Annotated in this window: 15 protein-coding genes and 1 pseudogene; 9 read left to right on the forward strand and 7 right to left on the reverse strand. The window is 58.6% G+C overall.

Going from position 1 to position 19,824, the window contains the following annotated elements:
- Positions 1–265 precede the first annotated feature (265 nt).
- Positions 266–1,375 (forward strand): MBL fold metallo-hydrolase, encoded by a 1,110-nt coding sequence (locus IVB36_RS20805; protein ID WP_247392876.1) that lies wholly within the window; start codon positions 266–268, stop codon positions 1,373–1,375.
- A 108-nt stretch (positions 1,376–1,483) separates the two neighbouring features.
- Positions 1,484–1,987 (forward strand): SCO family protein, encoded by a 504-nt coding sequence (locus IVB36_RS20810; protein WP_247392877.1) that lies wholly within the window; start codon positions 1,484–1,486, stop codon positions 1,985–1,987.
- A gap of 140 nt (positions 1,988–2,127) precedes the next feature.
- Here the strand turns inward: IVB36_RS20810 and IVB36_RS20815 are convergent, their stop codons facing one another.
- From IVB36_RS20815 to IVB36_RS20830, 4 genes are all read right to left on the reverse strand, one after another.
- Positions 2,128–3,159 (reverse strand): MBL fold metallo-hydrolase, encoded by a 1,032-nt coding sequence (locus IVB36_RS20815; RefSeq protein WP_247392878.1) that lies wholly within the window; start codon positions 3,157–3,159, stop codon positions 2,128–2,130.
- Positions 3,160–3,282: 123 nt separating this feature from the next.
- Positions 3,283–4,089, reverse strand: a complete 807-nt coding sequence (locus IVB36_RS20820) for a helix-turn-helix transcriptional regulator (protein WP_247392879.1) — start codon at positions 4,087–4,089, stop codon at positions 3,283–3,285.
- Positions 4,090–5,643: 1,554 nt separating this feature from the next.
- Positions 5,644–6,282, reverse strand: a complete 639-nt coding sequence (locus IVB36_RS20825) for a response regulator (RefSeq protein WP_247392880.1) — start codon at positions 6,280–6,282, stop codon at positions 5,644–5,646.
- Positions 6,283–7,177: 895 nt separating this feature from the next.
- A complete protein-coding gene (locus IVB36_RS20830; RefSeq protein WP_247392881.1) occupies positions 7,178–7,537 on the reverse strand; it encodes a LysR family transcriptional regulator in 360 nt (119 codons plus the stop codon).
- 229 nt (positions 7,538–7,766) lie between these two features.
- On the opposite strand from IVB36_RS20830, the gene IVB36_RS20835 reads away from it, so the two are divergent.
- Both IVB36_RS20835 and IVB36_RS20840 read left to right on the forward strand, forming a co-directional pair.
- Entirely contained in the window at positions 7,767–8,642 is an 876-nt protein-coding gene (locus tag IVB36_RS20835; RefSeq protein ID WP_247392882.1) for a tripartite tricarboxylate transporter substrate binding protein, read from the forward strand.
- Positions 8,643–9,150: 508 nt separating this feature from the next.
- Positions 9,151–9,846 carry a dienelactone hydrolase family protein gene (locus IVB36_RS20840; protein ID WP_247392883.1) on the forward strand — a complete coding sequence of 232 codons (696 nt, stop codon included), beginning with the start codon at positions 9,151–9,153 and terminating at the stop codon, positions 9,844–9,846.
- Positions 9,847–9,980: 134 nt separating this feature from the next.
- On the opposite strand, the gene IVB36_RS20845 is transcribed toward IVB36_RS20840, so the two are convergent.
- Entirely contained in the window at positions 9,981–10,778 is a 798-nt protein-coding gene (locus IVB36_RS20845; protein WP_247392884.1) for an IclR family transcriptional regulator C-terminal domain-containing protein, read from the reverse strand.
- A gap of 154 nt (positions 10,779–10,932) precedes the next feature.
- Between IVB36_RS20845 and IVB36_RS20850 the strand changes: the two genes are divergently transcribed.
- The 4 genes from IVB36_RS20850 (at position 10,933) to IVB36_RS20865 (ending at position 16,617) form a co-directional block, all read left to right on the forward strand.
- Positions 10,933–11,916 carry a tripartite tricarboxylate transporter substrate binding protein gene (locus IVB36_RS20850; protein ID WP_247392885.1) on the forward strand — a complete coding sequence of 328 codons (984 nt, stop codon included), beginning with the start codon at positions 10,933–10,935 and terminating at the stop codon, positions 11,914–11,916.
- Entirely contained in the window at positions 11,913–12,842 is a 930-nt protein-coding gene (locus tag IVB36_RS20855) for an MBL fold metallo-hydrolase (RefSeq protein WP_247392886.1), read from the forward strand. Before IVB36_RS20850 ends, IVB36_RS20855 begins: the two co-directional genes overlap by 4 nt.
- 699 nt (positions 12,843–13,541) lie before the next feature.
- Positions 13,542–15,311, forward strand: a complete 1,770-nt coding sequence (locus IVB36_RS20860) for an adenylate/guanylate cyclase domain-containing protein (RefSeq protein ID WP_247392887.1) — start codon at positions 13,542–13,544, stop codon at positions 15,309–15,311.
- 88 nt (positions 15,312–15,399) lie between these two features.
- Positions 15,400–16,617, forward strand: coding sequence for an FAD-binding oxidoreductase (locus IVB36_RS20865; protein WP_247392888.1), 1,218 nt, complete (start codon positions 15,400–15,402; stop codon positions 16,615–16,617).
- Positions 16,618–16,850: 233 nt separating this feature from the next.
- Here IVB36_RS20865 and IVB36_RS20870 read toward each other — a convergent pair whose 3' ends face one another.
- A complete protein-coding gene (locus IVB36_RS20870) occupies positions 16,851–17,726 on the reverse strand; it encodes a methyltransferase domain-containing protein (protein ID WP_247392889.1) in 876 nt (291 codons plus the stop codon).
- The gene (locus tag IVB36_RS20875; RefSeq protein WP_247392890.1) at positions 17,723–18,700 is read right to left on the reverse strand and encodes a tripartite tricarboxylate transporter substrate-binding protein; all 978 of its coding nucleotides are present in this window, start codon (positions 18,698–18,700) and stop codon (positions 17,723–17,725) included. The genes IVB36_RS20870 and IVB36_RS20875 overlap by 4 nt, the downstream gene beginning before the upstream one ends.
- 100 nt (positions 18,701–18,800) lie before the next feature.
- Between IVB36_RS20875 and IVB36_RS20880 the strand changes: the two are divergent.
- Positions 18,801–19,381 (forward strand): annotated as a pseudogene (locus tag IVB36_RS20880) (LysR family transcriptional regulator).
- Positions 19,382–19,824: the final 443 nt, after the last annotated feature.

Here is a 19,824-nt window from a genome sequence, read left to right on the forward strand (position 1 = left end):
TTCATGGGGCGCGTAAAAGAGCCCCGACATTGCCTCAGGATGAGTTCTGGTCGAGCGGCCGTAAAACTTGCCCAAATTGATCGGACCGCGATAGCCTGAGTTCGACCGCGCCGGTCCGCGTCATGCAACAGCGTTTTTACACGACCAAGACCCACACCCGACGTCGGCCGAGACGATCCCCTTGAACGTTGACAGCGCAATCGATTGCGCCTGTAATTGGGGGGCAAACTTTATACGGACGCGAATTGCCGATGGAGAATTGCTCATGATGAATTTCAGCCGACGCGATGCTTTGAAGTTTTCCGCTGGCCTGACGCTTACGACCGCGGCAGGCAGCTTTTCCTGTCTAGAGGTGGCCAAGGCTGGCCCGATCCAGGTCCCAACCATCGACAAGCTCAGCGTCCGGGTTCTCGTCGATAGCGCGAGCGACATCTTCTTTAAGCCGCAAGATGTGAGCGGAGTGAGGACCGAGCCCGGCCGTCCGGCCGATCCGAAGCGGCCGTTGCATAGTGAATGGGGGTTGTCGCTGTACCTGGAGCCGCAGCGCGGCGACGAGAGGAAAACCTTCCTGCTCGATTTCGGTTGGACGTCGGAGGCGATCAACGGCAACATGGAGCTCTTGAAGCTCGATCCTTCCAAGCTCGACGCGCTGATCATGAGCCACGGCCACTTTGACCATTGGGGTGGCCTGCTCGGCTTCCTGGAGCGGCACCGCAAGGATCTGCCGGCTGACCTCACGATGTACGCCGGTGGCGAGGATAATTTCTGCCCGCGTTACGTTAAGATGGGTGCCGGAGGCGACCTTGCCGACTTTGGCACGCTCGATCGCCGGGACATTGCCAAGCAAAACGTGAAGGTTGTACTTTGCGAAGATCCGGTCGTAATCGGCGGTCAGGCCTTTACCACTGGCAGGATTACCCGCAGCAGCATCGAGAAGGTGCTTCCGAACAGTCTGGTGGGATTTCAGCTCAAGGATGGCGCCGGCTGCAATGCCAGCCACTATTTGCCGGCAGAGATGGAAGGCAAGATCGTGCCCGACGAACATATCCATGAGCACGCGACCTGCTTTAACCTGAAAGACAAAGGCCTGATAGTCATCTCTTCCTGCGGTCATGTCGGCATCGTTAATTCGGTGCGCCAGGCGATGGCAGTATCCGGCATCGACAAGGTTCATGCCATCATGGGCGGCTTCCATCTCGGACCGGCGCCGGCCGACTATCTCACGCAGGTTGTCGCTGAGATCGCCAAGCTCAATCCTGACGTGCTGATCCCGATGCACTGCAGTGGGCTGAACCTCACCCAGGAAGCACAGCGCCAGATGCCGGGCAAAGTGCTGACCACAACGACGGGCACACGCATTACGTTCGGGATTTAATCAACGGGGCACGCGGTGACGAGGCGGGCGGCGTGCGCGCTTGTTGTGGCAGCGTCCATGATTGGCGCCATGACGGCGGTCGCCGCCCCGCAACCATCGGCCGCCGAGATGATGGACGATCTGATGTTCGCCCGCGGGCCGATCGGAGGACCGTTCACTCTGACTGACCAACACGGGAACATGCGCAGCTCCGCCGAATTTCGCGGCAAGCTGATGATTGTCTATTTCGGTTACACTTTCTGCCCCGACGTCTGTCCGACCGACCTGATGGCGATCACACAGGCGCTGGACGCGCTGGGGCCCAAAGCCGAAAGATTTCAACCCATCTTCATCACGATCGATCCCGAACGTGACACCGAGGTGCTTGCGGAGTACCTCAAGTCATTTTACCCCAGCTTCATCGGGCTGACCGGGTCTTCCGACACGATCAGGCAGGTCGCCAATTCCTACAAGGCCTACTACCGGAAGGTGGATGACAAGCGCAGCGGCGAGTATGCTATCGATCACGCGGGCGTCATCTATCTAATGGGGCGGAACAGCGAATATCTCGGCTTTGTGCCGCCGCAGACGGGACCCGATCGGCTCATCGAGATCCTGCGCAAATATCTTTGATCGACGAGGCGCACCTCCCTCACACCAATGCGTTCTCTGCTCGGTCTGCTGTTCGCCAATGAGCGACGTGGCAGCACTCCACGCGAGGTCCGCTCACGGAAGCACGACAGACCAGATTTGCCACACCCTAACGGACATGACTAATCCGAATACTTTCGAAGCTCCGGGTGCCATTTTCTTGCGACTACGCGCTCACCAATCGTGAATCGCATGAGGTCTTCCCCGACCTCCAACGGGCCCTGATAGGTGCTTTGTGTCCGCGATACGAGCTCGCGTACCTCCGTTGCAAGGAGCAAGATGTGCGAATAGGCAGCGAGTTTCGGCTTTGCGCGCGAAAATACCATACCGGCTTCCTCGGGCGACGTATGATGATCAGCGACCGGCTTCATCTGCGGCAACTTTGCCAATTGCGCCGACATCGCAAAAACTTCGTGGATCAAAAGATCGCTTCCAGTCGCATGCTTAATCAAATTGTCGTCAAGCTTCGTGTCACCGGAAATCGTTACCGATCGCGCTAGGTAGTCGATCCGATAGCCGACCGATGGCTTGATCAGATCGCCGTGATTGACCGCAAAGGCGGTGACCTTGACGCCCGCCTCCTCAAATACCACGCGGTCCTCCTGGAAGTCGTGCACCTCGATTTGTGTGGCGGCGGTCGTGATGTGTTCGTCGGCATGACGGATGCGGGTGTCTTCGGAAAATGCCTCAGCAAGTCCTTTGGCAATTCTCGCCACGCCGCCTAGCGCGGTTGTCCCGTCCGATGGACCCCACAGCCTCATGGGTTTGGCGCGTGATCCAAACGGCCCGAACATATACCCGGTCATCCATAGGTCGGGCAGTCCTGCTATATGGTCGGAATGATAATGGGTGAGAAACACGGCATCGATGCCTTTGCCCGACGATATCCCCAATTGGTAGAGGCGTACCGTCACTCCGCGGCCGGCGTCGAATAGCAGATTTAGTCCTCCCGCTTGAACGAGCGTTGCCGGCCCGAAACGCGCGGGCGTCGGTTCGGGGCCACCCGTACCGAGCAGCGTCACAATGATATCGCTGGAGACCGCTGACTTTTCTTCAGCCGCCGCGCTGCCATAGATCGAACAGGCCACAGCCAAAGTTGCAGCAATACCCGCCAAAATGCACCGCCGCGTCGGCGTCGCGCCATCTGCCGCCATAAGTCAATTCCTTTGTCGATTGCCGTGAGTCGCCATTGTCGGATCCGCCCAATGCGGACCAGCACCGGCCGACTTGTTTGGGCTACAGAAAATAACACTCGCCGGCTGGCGCGCTTGTATGTTTCAGCCATCTGGGGAGATAATATTTTCCCATTCGCCGACAAACTGGCTTGGTCCAACGCCAACCAAAGCGTGGCATTCGCGAACGAAATGCGCCTGATCGAAATAGCCGGCCTCATGGACAATCCGGGTCCACGATTTGATCGGTTCGTTGCGGTGGGCCGTTAAGGCGGCGTCAAACCTGATCGTCCGCGAATAAAGTTTGGGAGAAAGGCCCACTTGTGACGTAAAACGGCGTTGAAAATGGCGTGGGCTGAGCCCGGATTGCTTAACAAGAGCGTCGATACGAACGCGCCCCCGCGTTGCCAGCATCAGGCGGGACGTGTTGCCGATCCCATCTTCCGCTGAACTGTTATCCAGCATCATGCCGAACCAACGTTCTGCCGCGGCTACGCGCGTGGCAAAGTTCACTGCCGAACGTACGGTGTCACTTAGCAGCAGCGCGCGTTTGCCAAGAACGTCGGACGCTGCGATGCCTTCGTTGACGAGGGACGTCATATCGATGCCGACGAGGCGGTTGAGGGCAGCGGGCTGAAGCAGAATGTTGAAGATATGGACTTCACCTGACATGTAGAGTTGGGTTCGACACGCCGCCTGCGGACCGACGACTACCGTCTCGGGTGCCGTCTGCAGGGGACCGCCATCAATTCGAAGACGGAATGGATCGCCCAGATAAATGTCGATGATCTGGTGGGGCCGCGCCGCCAGCGGCCACGTCAGTCCGCCGGGACTTACCGTTCCGCGGCGTTCCTCGAATGACCGAACGATGCTGCGAAGCTCGGGATGCGGCGACCTTCGTCTGACGTCCATCGATGGCTTCCCAATTGCCGGTCGCAGCGCAAAAGCCTAGATGCTTCAGGCGGTTTGCACGCTACCATACCATAGCGTTCCGCAACGATCTAAGTGCTCCGGCCGCAAGGCGTTTATTGCCGGATCAGCCGTTATGATTTCCGCTTCTGGCCTCTCAGTTGAAGGCCGCTAAAAAACGTGTCTCGTCGGCTGTCAGGGCTAATCCGGACGTCGATCCAGGTGGGCGCCTACTGCCGCTTGTGACCCTAAGCCAATACCCTAGCGCACGGCGAACCCCCGTTCCAGCATGAAGGCGCGAATCTGGTTGATGATGCCGGTGCGTTGCGACACTAGCCGCTCGCGCACCGATATCGATGCCGATCACGGCGATCGCAGTTCTGGGTGTCTGGGACATGGCGTGCGCCTTGTGCCCCACCCAGCTTATCGCTGGCGGGCAGGAGCGCGGCCGGACCATCGCCTCGGACCTGCGTTTCGCCCCGTGTTTCGATGCGCAACGCCTCCTTATTGGTTACTGCCCACCCCAGTAGCGTGATAACGTTTAATGCTAGCTCCTTGCTCATCCGGAGAATTGCCGACAAAGAGGAGGACGCTATGTTCAAGAGGTCAGTTGCCCCAACATCTGCTGTTGCAGGAATTTCGGTTTTCTGCTGGTTGCAACCGCGCCATCCCCCGGCGGGCGGCCGAAATCGAGCTGCTTGGCCCAGTGGGGTAGTACTCCCTGGTCTCCTGCACCAAATCGAGAAGTCGTCTGGGCACAAGGTGACGGTTGGCTACGCTACACTTGGCGCAATTACGAAACGTTTTATGGATGGCGAAGCCGTTGACGTGACGATGGTGTTACCCGAGCAGAATGAGGACCTACAAAAACGGGGCAAGCTGCTGGCGGGCAGCCGCGCGGAAATTGCCAAAGTCGGTTTCGCAGTATTCGTGAAGAAGGGCGCACCCAATCCCGATTTGGCGTCGGTAGATGCGCTGGAAACACACGCTGCTGGCGGCAAAGTCGATCGTTCTTGGCGACCCAGCTGCCGGTGGCGGAGCAGGCGTCTACACTGCAGGCTTGATAGAGCGCCTGGGCTTGCGGCCGACTTAAAGGCGAGGATCAGGCTTGTGAATTCCGGCACCGCGGTTGCTGAGGCGGTTGCGAAGGTGAGGCCGAAATCGGAATTGGGATCGCGAGCGACGCGGCAATTGTTCCAGGCCTTGACGCTTTCCCGCTGCCAACAGGAGCGCAGAGCTATTCCGTGTATGTGGCGGGGATTAGTTCGGGCAGCAGGAGGTCGAGCCGGCGAAGGTGCTGATCATGTTCCTGACCTCTCCTGCATCGAGACAAGCTCTGAAGGCTAGTGGCTTTGAGGCGCCACGAGTCTCCGAGTTCTTGCCTAATGCAGGAGTTCGGCTGTGCCCGTGGTTTACCTCCAGACCAGAGCGCGATGATGTCGGCTTCATGGAAGGGACCCGACCAAAATCATGCTGCCTACGAAGGCAGCCTTTGATCCGAAGCTGACTTGCGCAGCCGATTACATTCCCCTTCGAAGATCTATTTCCGTCTCTTGTTCACGAGGAGCTCAGAAGTGCATTCAACCGGATCGGCTGGATCGGCTTTCTTATCAGAATAAGTCCCCGCTGCTTTGCTCCATCGGCTATCTCATCCCCTGTATCTCCAGTCATGAGGCTAATGCGGGTCTTACCTGTCCACAACGATGTGATCTTGTCCGCGATCGTAAAGCCTGTTTCGGCGCCGGCAAATAGGTAGTCCAACAATATAAGCCACGGTTTTCGCTGTCCCTCTTTTCGTAGGAAGTTCACGGCCGGCTCCCCGGCATCAAAAGTGAAACATTTATAACCCCACTGACTCAAGAGACGCCGTAGTGAGTCACGCGTCCCGGGATCGTCGTCGATGACAACGACGCCGTGCAACTCTTGTGCAGAGAAAGAGCCGTTGGGGCCGGACGCTGACGCGCAGCTCGAGGTGTGTAGCGTCGCCGCCCCATTCGAGGTGACATCATAAGCCCGGACCGCTTCGTCGATGTTCTTGACCCGTTGATGACCAAGGTCGGTGAACTCTAGGGGCAGAATTTTTCTGACGTGATCATAGGCAACGCTTGAGAGGCAGGTGCCTCCGGCCTTGGCGATGCCTTGAAGCCGCGCGGCGATGTTTACGCCGTCGCCAAAGAGGTCACCTCCTTTGACCATAACGTCGCCGACATGAATTCCGATCCAGCCTACGCTCTACGTCGAGTAGGTTGAGCCAAGGTACACTCCCTGTTCTGTCTTCCAGACTACCCCTAGAAGAGCTCTCACGACACTAGGAACACGAGCTCTCACGACACTAGGAACATCGAGACTATCCGGAATGCAGATCCCAGGGCCGTTCCGGGTCCCCTTCTCATGTCCGATCTATCCCCGACGGGCGGCGTCGCGATGGCCTGGCGAGCCTCCGGTCGCTCCAGCCGACACGGGGCGCGTTCAAGCCACCTCCATTTAACGGCTACTAGCACATGCGGTCCGTCATTTTTGTTTCGCCATTGGCTTTGCGAGCTCACGGGCGTAATCGATCAGGAGTTGCGCGACAGGGCTGAGTGCCCGATCCTTGAGAGTCACGATTCCATTTGGCCGACGGGCTGCCGGCAATTCCACAGCCAAGATCCTGAGCGCCGGGCCACTGGTGAGAAATCTAAGTGCGGAAGCCGGAAAAACCGTGATGAAGCGTCCGGTTTCCAACAAACTAACCCGCATATGAGGGGAATCTGTCACCACGGTGGCGCGAGGGTACCCTAGCCCGCGGGCGCGAAAGGTTTCTCGATGATTGATCCAATCACACTTTCGGGCGGCGGCAGCACCCAAGTCTCCTCCGCCAAATCGGAAATTAGTATCTTGCGCCGCCGAGCCCACGGGTTCTTCGCTCCGGCGACTACGACGTACCGATCTTCATAGAGAAATTCGAAAATCAGCCGTTCGTCGGTATTCGGGCCAGAACTTCGCACAACCAAGAGATCAACTCTGCGTTCGGTCAGTTCTCGATGCAGCGGCTCTACATAGCCCGTGACGAGATGAAACGCGATGCGCGGATGGAGCCGCGAGAGCCGATCTATGAGGGCGGAAACGAAGGTTGCCGCCAGAAAAGGGGTGCTGCCAATCCGCACTTCCCAACGGTAGGGTCGGCCAGAAACTCGATACGCTTCACGCCCTGGCGGAGATCATCGAAAACGGCCGCCCCGCAGTTCAGCAGGGCGCGGCCGCATTCGGTCGGTTCGACTCCTTGCCGGTGGCGGTCGAGCAGACGAACGCCGAGCGCATGCTCAAGGTCGCCGATTGCTCTCGAAACGTTCGGCTGAGTGGTGTTCAACATTCGCGCTGCCTTCCCCATGCTGCCGGCCTGCGCCACCGTCATGAGCACGTGCAGATCCTGCAGCCTCATTCGGCTTCCGATGCGATCGCTCATCAGCATGGGCCACCCATTTCCCGTTTGAGATGATCTCATCAGACAATAGCCTTAGGCAGGCATGACGGCATCAACTATGTTGGCCCTTCAGGAGCGGGCCCCATGACACGGGTGGAGCGAGCTTGTGACACATTGCCGGCGCCGAATTTTCCATCTTGCTGCAGGTGCTGTAGGCGCTGCAGCGCTGCCCGCGCTCTCATCTGCTGCTTGGGCGTATCCTTATCCCTCGCGATCGGTGCGTATCCTTGTGGGCTTTGCCGCTGGCGGCCCGAATGACATCCTCGCACGTCTGATCGGGCAATGGTTGTCGGAGCGACTCGGCCATCCATTCGTGATCGAGAACCGGCCGGGCGCGGGTAGCAACATAGCAACAGAGGCGGTGATACGCGCAGCTCCGGACGGCTACACGCTGCTCCTGGTCGGTACACCAAATGCGATCAATGCGACGCTTTATGACAAGCTCGAGTTCAGCTTCGTTCGGGACATCACACCGGTTGCCGGACTGATACGTGGTGCCCTCGTCATGGTCGTACATCCCTCGGTTCCGGCCAAAACGCTTCCCGAGTTCATAGCCTATGTCAAAGCCAATCCCGGCAAGCTCTTCTACGGGTCGGGCGGCGTCGGCGGGATCACCCACATCAGCGCCGAACTATTCAAGCAAGAGGCCGGACTCGACATTGTTCACGTGCCCTATCGCGGGATAGCGCCGGCGCTCACCGATCTGCTTGGCGGCCAGGTGCAGGTCCTCTTCACGAACATCGCCATATTGATTGGATATATCGGGACCGGCAAGCTGCGCGCCCTCGGGATAACGACGGCGACGCGCCTGGACGCGCTGCCGGACATCCCAACCGTAGGCGAGTTCGTCCCGGGGTATGAGGCAAGCTCTATTTTCGGTCTCGGAGCGCCCAAGAATACGCCCACCGACATCATCGACAAGCTCAACAAGGAGGTCAATGTCGCGCTCGCCGATCCACAGTTCAAGACACGGCTTGCCCACCTGGATGGCACTGCGCTCGTCGGCTCGTCCGCCAATTTCGGCAAGCTCGTCGCCGACGAAACCGAAAAATGGGGCAGAGTGATCCGGCTGGCCAACATCAAGCCGGAATGAGAACGCCACCTGTTCCGAAGAGTTGGAGCGAGTTGACATGCCGCCTCCGAACGTCCCTTGCCGTCCACACGAAGTTGAACGTCGCGCCCATCACGCTGCTCGGTCCGGTTTCCGGATCGCCGAGATGCAGATCGATCCGACGCAAACGATACCTTGGCACTACCACACGAAGTTCAGGACACGTACTACGTCATCATCGGAACGATACGTGTTTTTACGCGAGAGCCCGACGAAGAGGTCTGCCTAACGGTGCGGCATGACCTATTCTGTTCGTCCGGGACGTCCCCACCTGGTCGCCAACGCCGGGGTCATCTCGGCGGCATTTCTGGTCCTCCAGGGCATGGGCGAGCACGATTTCATCCCGCTCACCTGATGATGGATGGGTCGCCACTCGATTTTGGCAAGCTCATCCCCGCTGAAACGAGCGTTGCGCCAGGCGGCCCACGCCTCGACATTCACCGGGCGCTGGGAGGGGCTTCGAGGCTCAAAGATGATTGGACGCTCAACCATGCTCGGGAAAATCAAAAGGGTTCGCTCGAGAGATGGAAGCGAATTCGATTGTTATCTTGTCGCGCCAGAGGCCGAAGAACCAACTCCGGCGGTCGTGATCGCCTCCGCCATCCACGGGGTGGATGCCGACATACGGTGGATTGCCGATTGTCTGGCGGCACAGGGTTTCATCGTCGCGGCGCCTGATCTGTTCTGGCGTTCAATTCCAGGCCCCCTTCCTCGGGACGACCATCGCGCGGCCCGACGCTCGCAGCCGCGTCCCGAACTCATCAAACTCGGTGAGGACGATATGGCCGACACGCTGACGTATCTCTGCACACTCCCGAACTTCAATGGACGCGCCGCGGCCGTGGGCTTCTGCTACGGCGGCCCCTACGCGATCCTCGGGCCGAAGCGTCTCGGCTACGCCGCCGGCATCTGCTGCCACGGATCCCGGATGCTGGATTACGTTCAGGAGCTTGACGGGGTTCGTGAGCCGGTTTGCATCGTCTGGGGTGACCAGGACAGCAGTGCACCGGCCAACGTGCTGGAGGCGTATCGTGCGATACCGTCGCGGATGGAAAACGTCGAGGTGCACATCTTTCCAGGAGTACTCCACGGCTACATGATGCGCGGAAGTAAGGCCTTTCATCCTGCGACACACGGTTTTTCAATGAAGCGGGCCACGGAGATTCTCCAAGGCCTCAGACTCTGACAGAGCAAACGCGCCCTTACCGTTGCTGATGCACCCGCTCAGCCACTTGAAGATTCATCGTCGCTCAATTTCGTCGCCCGCCTGCGGCAGCTTTCCACAACGCCGTAATTTCTCCTTTGCCGAATGTCTCTGCGTCAACGTCGCCTCTTGTGCAAAGCAGTCACGATCTCCGTTGCTGCGGCTTCAAGATCGGGAAGGTACCGGACCGCGAATGCTTCGATCGTGAAGGCGGTGCGAAGCCAAAGCATATTGATAGCCCCTATCACCCGTCGGCCATCACGCAACGGAACAGCAATTGCCAGCAGGCCGTCGGCGTGCGGGGGGCCGCCATAATAGCCTCCGACATGCGCCGAATCGCGCGTCGCATAGCCAAGCGTTCGCACCCCGGCCAAAATAGCGTTCAGACGATCGGGTTCGCGAGCCAGTCGATCCTCCGACTTGTTCGAATGCGTTAAGAGCGCAAGGATACGTTGGCGCTCGGTTGGGAGACAATAGGCCAGATAAGCTCTTCCCACGGCTGAGTTCAGCCAGTTGACCGGCAAACCTATCCTCTCCTGCTGCAGCAGAAACGGACTTCGCGTCCGGTTTGTCTCCCTGATCTCCATGTGATCACCGGCCGGGACCATCAGGTCGGAAGGCCAGGATACCCGTGTGCACAATCGCTCAAGCACGGGCGCGGCGGCCTCGGCGATGCGATCCCGATGCTCGCGGCGCGATTGCGGGTGCGAAAGCGTTGAACCGATCCGATAGCAACCATCTCCCAGCCGCCTCGTTACAACGCCCGCCCGCGTGAGGGTATGAAGGATTCGCAACAGGCTAGGCTTCGAAATAGCCGTGACGAGATACAGGTCATGCAGGGAAGAATCCGGTTGCATTTGTAAGGCCTGGAGCACCCTCAGCCCGCGCTCCAGACCCTTGATGACCTGCGCCATTACACGCTCCAGCATTCCGCAGTTCGAAACATAGCATTCCGCAATCCGGAATGCACGTCGAATATGCTGGTCTTCGCCGCCCGTTGGCTCGCAGGATGGCGCACCTCAGACGTGCTTTTGAGCTTGAGAGACTTCAGCAAACGGGAGAACTTCCATGCAGCAGAGTCTTCGCAAGGTGAGCCGGTGCTTAGGCTTCGTCATTTTATTTGCGCCCGCATTGTCCGCGCAGGCGGAGGGGGTCTTTCCCAACGGCACCATTCGGTTCGTGGCGCCGAATTCAGCCAGCACGCCGCCAGACATCATCAGCCGGATCATCGCAAAGCAGTTAACAGAGGACGAGCATTGGCGCGTGATCGTGGAGAACCGGCCAGGTGGCATCACCACAATCGCCGCGAATGATGTTCTCACTCAGCCAGCCGATGGGCACAGTTTGTTCGGCATGTCTGTACCCTCGGTCGCGGCGCCTGCACTCGTGGAGGGAATCTCATATAGCTTCGAGCGTGACTTCGATCCTGTCATCAAGGCGTCGGTCTCCTACAACGTGTTGGTGGTCAATCCGTCGGTGCCGGCTACCACGGTGGCCGAACTTGTCGCGCTTCTCAAAAGTAAGCCGGATAAGCTGACCTTTTCCTCGGGGGGATTTGGCACACCGGCCCACCTGATCGGCGAACAGTTCAAATTACAGACCGGCACGCGCGCCCAGCATGTCCCTTACGCGCAATTTCCGCAGGCTGTTGGGGACCTTCTCAACGGTACGAACTCGTTCATGTTTGTGACGATGTTGCCGGTCGTCGATCTAATCAAGACGGGGAAGCTCCGTGCGCTTGCCGTGACTGGTCCAAAGCGCGTGTCGGCTCTCCCAGATGTCCCGACCATCGTTGAAGCCGGCTTCCCATCGCTGGTGGTGGAGGACTGGGTGGGTTTTGCAGTGAAACGAGGAGCACCGAAGGAAACCATCGCGCAGCTAAATGCGGCCATCAACAGAGCGTTGCAAAAGACCGCCGTGCGCGACGCATTTGCCAAGCTTGGCGCCGAGCAGGTCGGCGGCTCGCCTGAGGAGTTTGGGCAATTGGTCAAATCGCAGGCTCAGCATTGGAAGAAGGTGGTGTCTGATGCCGGAATTAAGGTGCAGCAGTGAGCACGCTCTTCCGCGTAACATTGCTTGGGACCGGGGTGCCGATCCCCCGGCCCGATCGCTTCGGGCCAAGCACCCTGATCGAAACCGGCGACCAGACTGTGCTCATCGACGCTGGTAGGGGCGCGACAATTCGAATGTTTGAGCTCGGCGTTCCCATCGGCCGTATCAACGCGCTACTGCTCACGCACTTCCATTCAGACCATACGGTCGGCATTCCCGACCTCTGGCTGACCGGCTGGCTCAGCTCACATTTTGCGTCCCGAAAGGGCCCCTTCCACGTCATTGGTCCTGTTGGCACTTCAACAATGATGCGGCACCTTGAGGCCGCCTATGCGCCCGATATCGAAATCCGGATCGAGGACGAAAAGCTCGCCCGAGAAAATGTGGCCATCACCGTTGAGGAATTCGCCAGTGACGGCCCAGTCTATGAAGCAGGAGATCTACGCATCATCGGCTTCACGGTGGACCACGGAGACGCCATCAAGCCCGCTTACGGCTACCGGATCGAATATCGAGGCCGTGTAGCGGTCGTGTCCGGCGATACCCGGTATAATGAAAACGTGGTTCGCTATGGCCGGAATGCCGACCTGCTGATTCATGAGGTGGCTATGGCGCGACCGGAATTGCTCGTGATACCGCATATCCAGCGCATCCTGAACCATCATACGTCTCCGCAAGAAGCGGGGCGAGTATTCGCCCGCACAACACCTAAGCTGGCCGTATTCACGCATCTCGTCATGCTGGCAAGCGAAACGATCAGCCCGCCGTGCGTCGAAGAATTAATCACCGCGACCAGAGAGACCTACGCCGGGCCGCTAGAAGTGGGGGAAGATTTGATGAGCTTCCACATTGGCGACGAAATTGCTGTGCGCCGGTGGGTTGGCCCTCGGCAGGCTGCTGCGTGGAGGATGAGGGCCACCCCGTGATTTCATGACTCCGCTCCGGAGCAAAGGCCGCCTTAGCCAGACCGAATGCGCTGTTGAGCTCGCCTCCCGAAAGCCCTCAGACGTGTGCGCGAAGGGCAGCCACGGGCCAGGCGGTGGACAGCTCCTGATTGGTAAGGGGAATTTCACGGCGTTGGTCGGAGCAGCCATGTGTTCAGCTATATTGTGCGGTACTCATGACCGCGGTGCCCTCCGCGGATCAAGTGCCGATCGCTCGGCTCGCAGGCCGTGGCCTAGGCTGTGTACTCATCAAGCAGCTGGCCGCCCGATGTCCGCTCACCCCCTACCAGCGACGGGAAGCGGACGTCTCCCGAGGTCGCTGAAGGGCCAAATCCGGACCCATGCAGCGCAGCAAACTGGTTCGATCACGTTCGTCTGGTCAAAGTTTGGCAAGTCTTCGGTTCTCGCCGACCTCGATGACCACTAAATTTTCGCCAAGCTCCGAGGGAGCGGAGTAATTCTTCGACTTGGCGCAACCCGATCCTACTCGGTGGCGCTGGGCGTCAGTACCAGCCTGATCGGACATCAACGTTTCGGGTTCGCTTGATCGGCGCTGGCGAGTGGCGACTGCGCGGCACGACCCTAGGTCATCGTACTCACGCAGAAAGATTTAGGCCGCAGAAGGATGCGATTTCCGTCTGCATGTGCTAAATTGTCAGCCAGATATTGGGCGTATTGACCATGAACGACCCATCTATCACACGACGTTTGGCTGCAATTTTGGCGGCAGACGTTGCCGGCTACAGCCGCTTGATGTCGACGGATGAGGAAGCGACCCTCCGGACCTTGGATGGGTATCGTCGCACGATGTCCGATCTCATATCCGAGCATGCGGGCAGGATTTTTGGGACCGCCGGAGATAGCGTTATTGCGGAGTTCAGTAGCGCAGTGCAGGCGGTGCGCGCCGCCGTGGCGATACAGCGCGCGCTTGATCGCCACAATGCCGATCTTCCTCAGGACCGCCGGATGGAGTTTCGGATTGGCATCAACGTCGGCGACGTCATGGCGGATGGCGACAACCTGCTCGGTGATGGAGTGAATGTAGCTGCGCGACTCGAAGGGGTGGCTGAACCTGGCGGAATTTGCATCTCAGGTGCAGTGCGCGATCAGATCGAGGGCAAGTTGAAGTTTGCACTCACGCCGATTGGACAGCGGGCACTGAAGAATATTAGCCGTCCAGTCTCGGTCTACTCTGTGGACTGGCAACCGGAGCATCCGGTCGCCAGCGGCATTTTGGGTGGTGCACTCGCCCTTCCGGATAAGCCTTCAATTGCCGTATTGCCATTCTCCAACATGAGCGGAGATCCAGAGCAGGAGTATTTCGCGGACGGAATTACAGAGGACATCATTACCGCTCTGTCTCATCACCGATGGTTCTTCGTCATCGCCCGAAATTCGACCTTTGTCTACAAGCAGCGAGCCGTCGACGTGAAACAGGTCGCCCGCGAACTAGGCGTACGTTACATCCTCGAAGGCAGTGTACGACGGGCTGGGCAGCGCGTGCGGATCACGGGACAGCTAATCGAAGCAGAAACAGGCAATCACCTCTGGGCCGAGCGATTCGACCGCGATTTGGCGGATATATTCGCCATTCAGGACGAGATCACACAGAGCGTAGTCGGTGCCATCGAGCCTGAGATGCTGCTGATTGAAGGAAAACGTGCCTTTCGCAAAAGCGTCGGAAATCTGGATGCGTTCGATTGCTGCATGCGTGCGATGTGGCATTTTTCGCAGCTCGCGTCTGAGGATCACAATCAGGCTGTAACCCTGATAAGGCAGGCACTGACCCTAGATCCCAACCTTGCCCAGGCGCACATGACGCTTGCCCGTACCCTGAATGCCCGCATTTGGTATGGCTGGAGCGTCGATCCCGTGAAGGATGTGTCGGAGATCTATGCCGCGGCCGCGCGTTCGGTCTCACTCGATGACCGCGACCCCTACTGCCACTACGCTTTTTGTTGGGCCAGCTTGTTAAGGCAAATGCACACCCAGGCGCTTGCGGAGGCGCAACGTTCGATTGACCTTAACCCAAATTTTGCATTGGGCTTTTTCTCACTCGGTTTGGTTCGCGTCCATATCGGGCACTTCACCGAAGCTCTCGACTCCTTGTTGCGTAGCCTCCGCCTAAATCCCAATGATCCGCAGGCGGGAAGCTTCCTGAGCTTTGTCGCGCTGGCTCACTACCATCAAGAGAACTACGAGGAAGCTGTACATTATGGCGAATTAGCAGTCCGCGCACGACGTCCCTATCTCGCCCTGAGAGTTCTCCTCGCCAGCCTGGGCCAACTTGGACGCCTAGAGGAAGCTCGGCCGTTATTGCAGGAATTCATCTCCCGACAACCAAAAGACCCGCAGCGGCAATTTGAAGTTACAACGCCCTATCTCGACTTGAAATACCGCGATCACCTCACCGAAGGTTTGCGTCGAGCGGGTGTCGCGTACTTGCGATGATCGATGGCAAGATCTCCAGTTTGAGCATTAGTATCTTGGAAACGTGGGCGTGTTGGATTCCGTTCTCTGACTGTTGAGGTCAATTGCGATGATCAACAAAGCGGATGTCGTTGTTATTGGTTCGGGCGGCCTTGGGGCTGCTACCGCGTATTATCTCGCCAAGCACGACGGGCTCACCGTTGCCTTGCTCGACAAGCACGAGATTGGATCGCAGACGTCCCCCCGTGCCGCAGGCATGGTGAGCTGCGTACGCAAGGGCGATCTGATGATCAAATTGATCAAGGATGCTTGCCGAAAGATCGAGAGCTTCACCGAGGAAACGGGACAACCGCTGGATTGGGTTCACTCAGGCAGCCTGAAAATCGCTCGGCGGCCCCAAGATGCCGACGTTATCGCGGCCGATCTGCAACGGGGGAAGCGCATGGGGCTTGATGTCGAACAGGTTTCGCCCGACGACGCCTGTCGCCTCAATCCATTCCTAAAGTCATCCGGCGTCGTAGCAGCGCTGCGGATCGGTGATGATCGATATTTCGATCCCACCCAAGTTGCCGTTGGATTCGCGCGCGGAGCCCAGGCCAAAGGCGCCATCTTGCTGCCGAAGACCGATGTGACCGAAGTCACGATTGAAGGTGATCAGGTCACTGGTATCCAAACCACCAAGGGCCCGATACAAGCACCCGTCGTTGTTGATGCCGCTGGCGCTTGGACGCGGCAGGTGGCTGAGGCAAGCGATATCCGCGTCCCGCTCGTGCCCACTCGTCAGCAGCTGATCGTGACCGAAGCCATGGAGGGTGCCAGGTTCGACCTGCCGATGGTGCGAATAATGGATGCGGCAGTCTACATCCGGCCCTGTCAGGGAGGCTTCTTGTGGGGGGTCTACGAGGAGGATCCCCGTTTCTTCGATATGAAGGTTCTCGGTCCGGCCTTTGACGTCAAGGATATGCCGCTTGACGTCGAAGTGCTGAAGCGTGCCGCAGAGGAGGTCAAGGCGCAGTTGCCTTTTCTGCAGACGGCGAAGACGCGCGAGTTCCGCGGCGGCATACCGACGATGACAGCAGATGGCCATCATATTCTAGGCCCTGCGCCGTCGGTGAAGGGATTCTTCTTTGCCAGTGGCTGCAACGTGGCTGGTCTCTCGATTTCACCGACCCTCGGCGAAGCACTGGCGGCATGGATCGTCAGCGGACAGCCGCCGATCGACCTTTCGCCAATGTCACCAGCGAGATTCAGCAACAAGAACTGGTCCGAGGAACAGCTTCAAAGAGACGCTGCATGGCAGTATCGCCATTTCTACGGTGCGGTTTAACACTGCGATGGCGTGGTGCAATCCGGCCACGGCCCGAATGCTTCATCTGCTGCAGTCCCTGACAGCCGCTTGGGTCAAAAGCTGCCCTGGTCTCGAAAGGTTACCTCCGCTTTGCCCTGCTCACGGACAGGCACCACCTGCTCAACTCGTCCGTTTCGTGCCAATGCTGACTTCACTTCGGACCTCAACATCAGGCAAACTCGAGTATGCGCCGGAAGTCCTGGCCGCCTACATCACAATTTTCGTGCCACCAATTCGATAGGTGCTATTATCCCTTTAGAGATGGTTGCGATCATGTTTTTGATCTGATCCTGCCGCCTTTCACCCATCAGTGTATGTAGGCCGAGCGGAGCAGGCTCGTCTCCAGGCGCCGAGGCGCGTGATTTCAAATCGTCAAAGTACGCAAGTGCGAATTCCTTTCGGTTGCGCTCCGACAAAATTTCAAAGCCCGCAAGCTCTAACGCCTGTGTGTAAATTTGCGGAGAGCCCAACGCGTTCGATTCAATGGTCGTGGCCCATGGTAGCGGGAAGGAGAGTTCGCCATCGGCCGTTCGCATAACGTCATACACGACAACGCGGGAACCAGCTTGCAGAGTGCGGGCGACTTCGAGGCAGAGACTCTCCTTGTCGCCAACGTTCATGCCGACGTGAAGCATATAGGCTGCGCTGAACGTCAAGTCCCGGAACGGCATGGCAAGGGCTGATGCTTGACAAATCTTTACGCGATCGCGCAAGCCCACCCATTCGCACAAGCGGTTTCCTGTCTCCACGTAGTCCGACGTAAGATCGATGCCGCTCACTCGGCACTTGTATCGGTCGGCCAAAAAGCGGGCCGGCCCACCCAGGCCGCAGCCGACATCGAGAACATGATCGCCGGGTGAGACCCCAAGTTGCGCCATCAGTTCCTCGGTTGCCCTGCGGCCTCCGATATGGAATTCGTCGACCGCCGAGAGATCGTCGATGGTAAGGGTATCAATCGTTTTCCCCATTCGACTGACGCCCCCCTCTATTGCTTCGAGCAGGCCACCGCGAGCGTAGTGATCCGAGACGCTGCGTTGATCTCCGGGGTTGCCGATAATGGCCTGGTCCGACGACTTGGACGTGATCATGACTTGATGCCAGCGTCGCGAATAACCTTGCCCCACTTTTCGAATTCAGCAGCCAGGTGTGCTGCACATTGATCGGAGGAACTGGCGACCGGGAGGAGGCCGAGCGGGGCCAGCCGGTCCTGTACTTCGGGTTGCGCGATCAGCTTCGCGATCTCGCGTTGGAGCATGTCCATGATTTCCCTTGGCGTTCCCGCCGGAACAAGAATGGCCGTCCAGATGTCGGCCGCGATCTCCGGGTAACCAGCTTCGGCGATGCTGGGAATACCCGGCAGCACTTGAGAACTGGTCGTGCTGGTGAGGGCAAGCGCCCGTAACTTGCCTTCCTTGACGTGCTGTACGGCGGGTGGAAGCGCGCCGAAAGACACAGGCGTATGACCTGCGAGTGTCGATCCAATCGCAGCACCGCCGCTGTTGAAGGGGACGTGCACGATATCAAGCTGAAGCGAAAGCCGGAACAGTTCCCCAACGAGATGTGGTGGGGTGCCTGTTCCGGGCGAAGCATAGCTAAACTTGCCCGGGGTGGCCTTAATGAAGGCAACGAGTTCCTTGACCGTGTTGGCCTGAACGGACGGATGGACCGTGAGTACCGTCGGGGCCGTGACTGCGAGCGTCACCGCATCAAAGCTCTTATCGAAATCGTAGGGAACGGTTTCGAAAAGGGTGGGGTTCACGACATAGCTGGGTGAAGCCACGAAGATCGTATAGCCGTCAGCGGCGGCCTTCGACGCCTGCCCTGCACCGATGTTGCCACCGGCACCGCCGATATTTTCGACATAGAACTGCTTGCCGAACCGGTCCGACAGTCCTTGCGCGATAATGCGGGCTACCAGGTCATTTGGCCCTCCTGCGGCGAACGGCACGATGACGCGAACCGGGCGGGTAGGATATTGCTGGGAGAAGGCCGAGCGCGGCAAAGCTGCGAACCCGAGAGCTGTACAGGAAGCTGTGAGAAAGCGGCGGCGGTTCAGTCTCATGTGAAGACCCCACTCGTTCAATCCTGTGGCAATAATAGCCTTCGCCGCCAATCCGAGCCATAATATGAAAACGGGATAATTCATATCTAATGGATATGACATGGAACTGCGGCATTTGCGCTATTTCATCGCTGTGGCCGAAGAAGGTCACATCACACGTGCGGCTGAGCGCCTTGGCATGCAACAGCCACCACTGAGTCAGCAGATAAAGGCCATCGAGGACGAGCTTGATGTGCAGCTGTTTCTGCGCAAGGCCCGGGGCGTCGAGTTGACCGATCCAGGCCGTGCGTTCTTGGAAGAAGCACGTGCCACGCTGAGCGATTGGCGGGCGAGACATTTATCCTTTACGGTCCGCCTGGTACCGGAATGTACGATTCCACCATTGCCGCTTGCCAAGCTGCAGGGTTCAATCCACGCGTTGGCAACCTTGGGGCATCCACTCAATTAGCCCCTCGCATTACTTCGACGTTGAGCCTGGTCGGAGCGGGTCTCGGCATTACATTCGTTCCCTCGTCGCTCCAGCGGATGAACATGGAAGGCGTGACATATCGCCCGCTCAGAGGCCCCATTCGACCAAGCGCTGCGCTCAAGCTTGCTTCCTGCCGAGGCGATCAGTCTGCAGTCGTCAAGCAGTTCATCAATCTTGTCCGAAAAGAAACGAAACTCCTCGCTCTCAGGTAGCGCCGCCTTAGCCAACGTCGGCGTCGGGTCAAAAAGCGCCGGTTTGAACGGCGCCGTGTCACTTCCGGTCTGCTCTTGTGAGCCGACACGCAGCGACACCGCCTCAGCGGTAGCGATGGGCCATGTGTGGACGTATATGGACCCCGCCCGATTGCAACGACCGGCTTGATCAGGATCGGCGGCCACAACTGCTGACGTATATCCGGCTTCTTGATGCAGCTGGACAACGTCTCCGCCGCGAGCCTCGATGGTTTTCGCCCGCTTCCACCTCAACGGCCCCGAGACATCGGCGCAAGCCGTGCCGGTCCACACATCAGGTTCGGGAAGCGACGGGGTGACCGTTTCGCCATCTCCTGCCATTTGTTGCAATTGCCGGTGAGACCTCCTTTCCTTGATTGCCGCTTCGCTTCAGGCCGCCTTCACCGAAAGCGCCGGCTCATAAG

This window comes from Bradyrhizobium sp. 35 (assembly GCF_023073215.1).
GTDB lineage: Bacteria > Pseudomonadota > Alphaproteobacteria > Rhizobiales > Xanthobacteraceae > Bradyrhizobium > Bradyrhizobium canariense_D.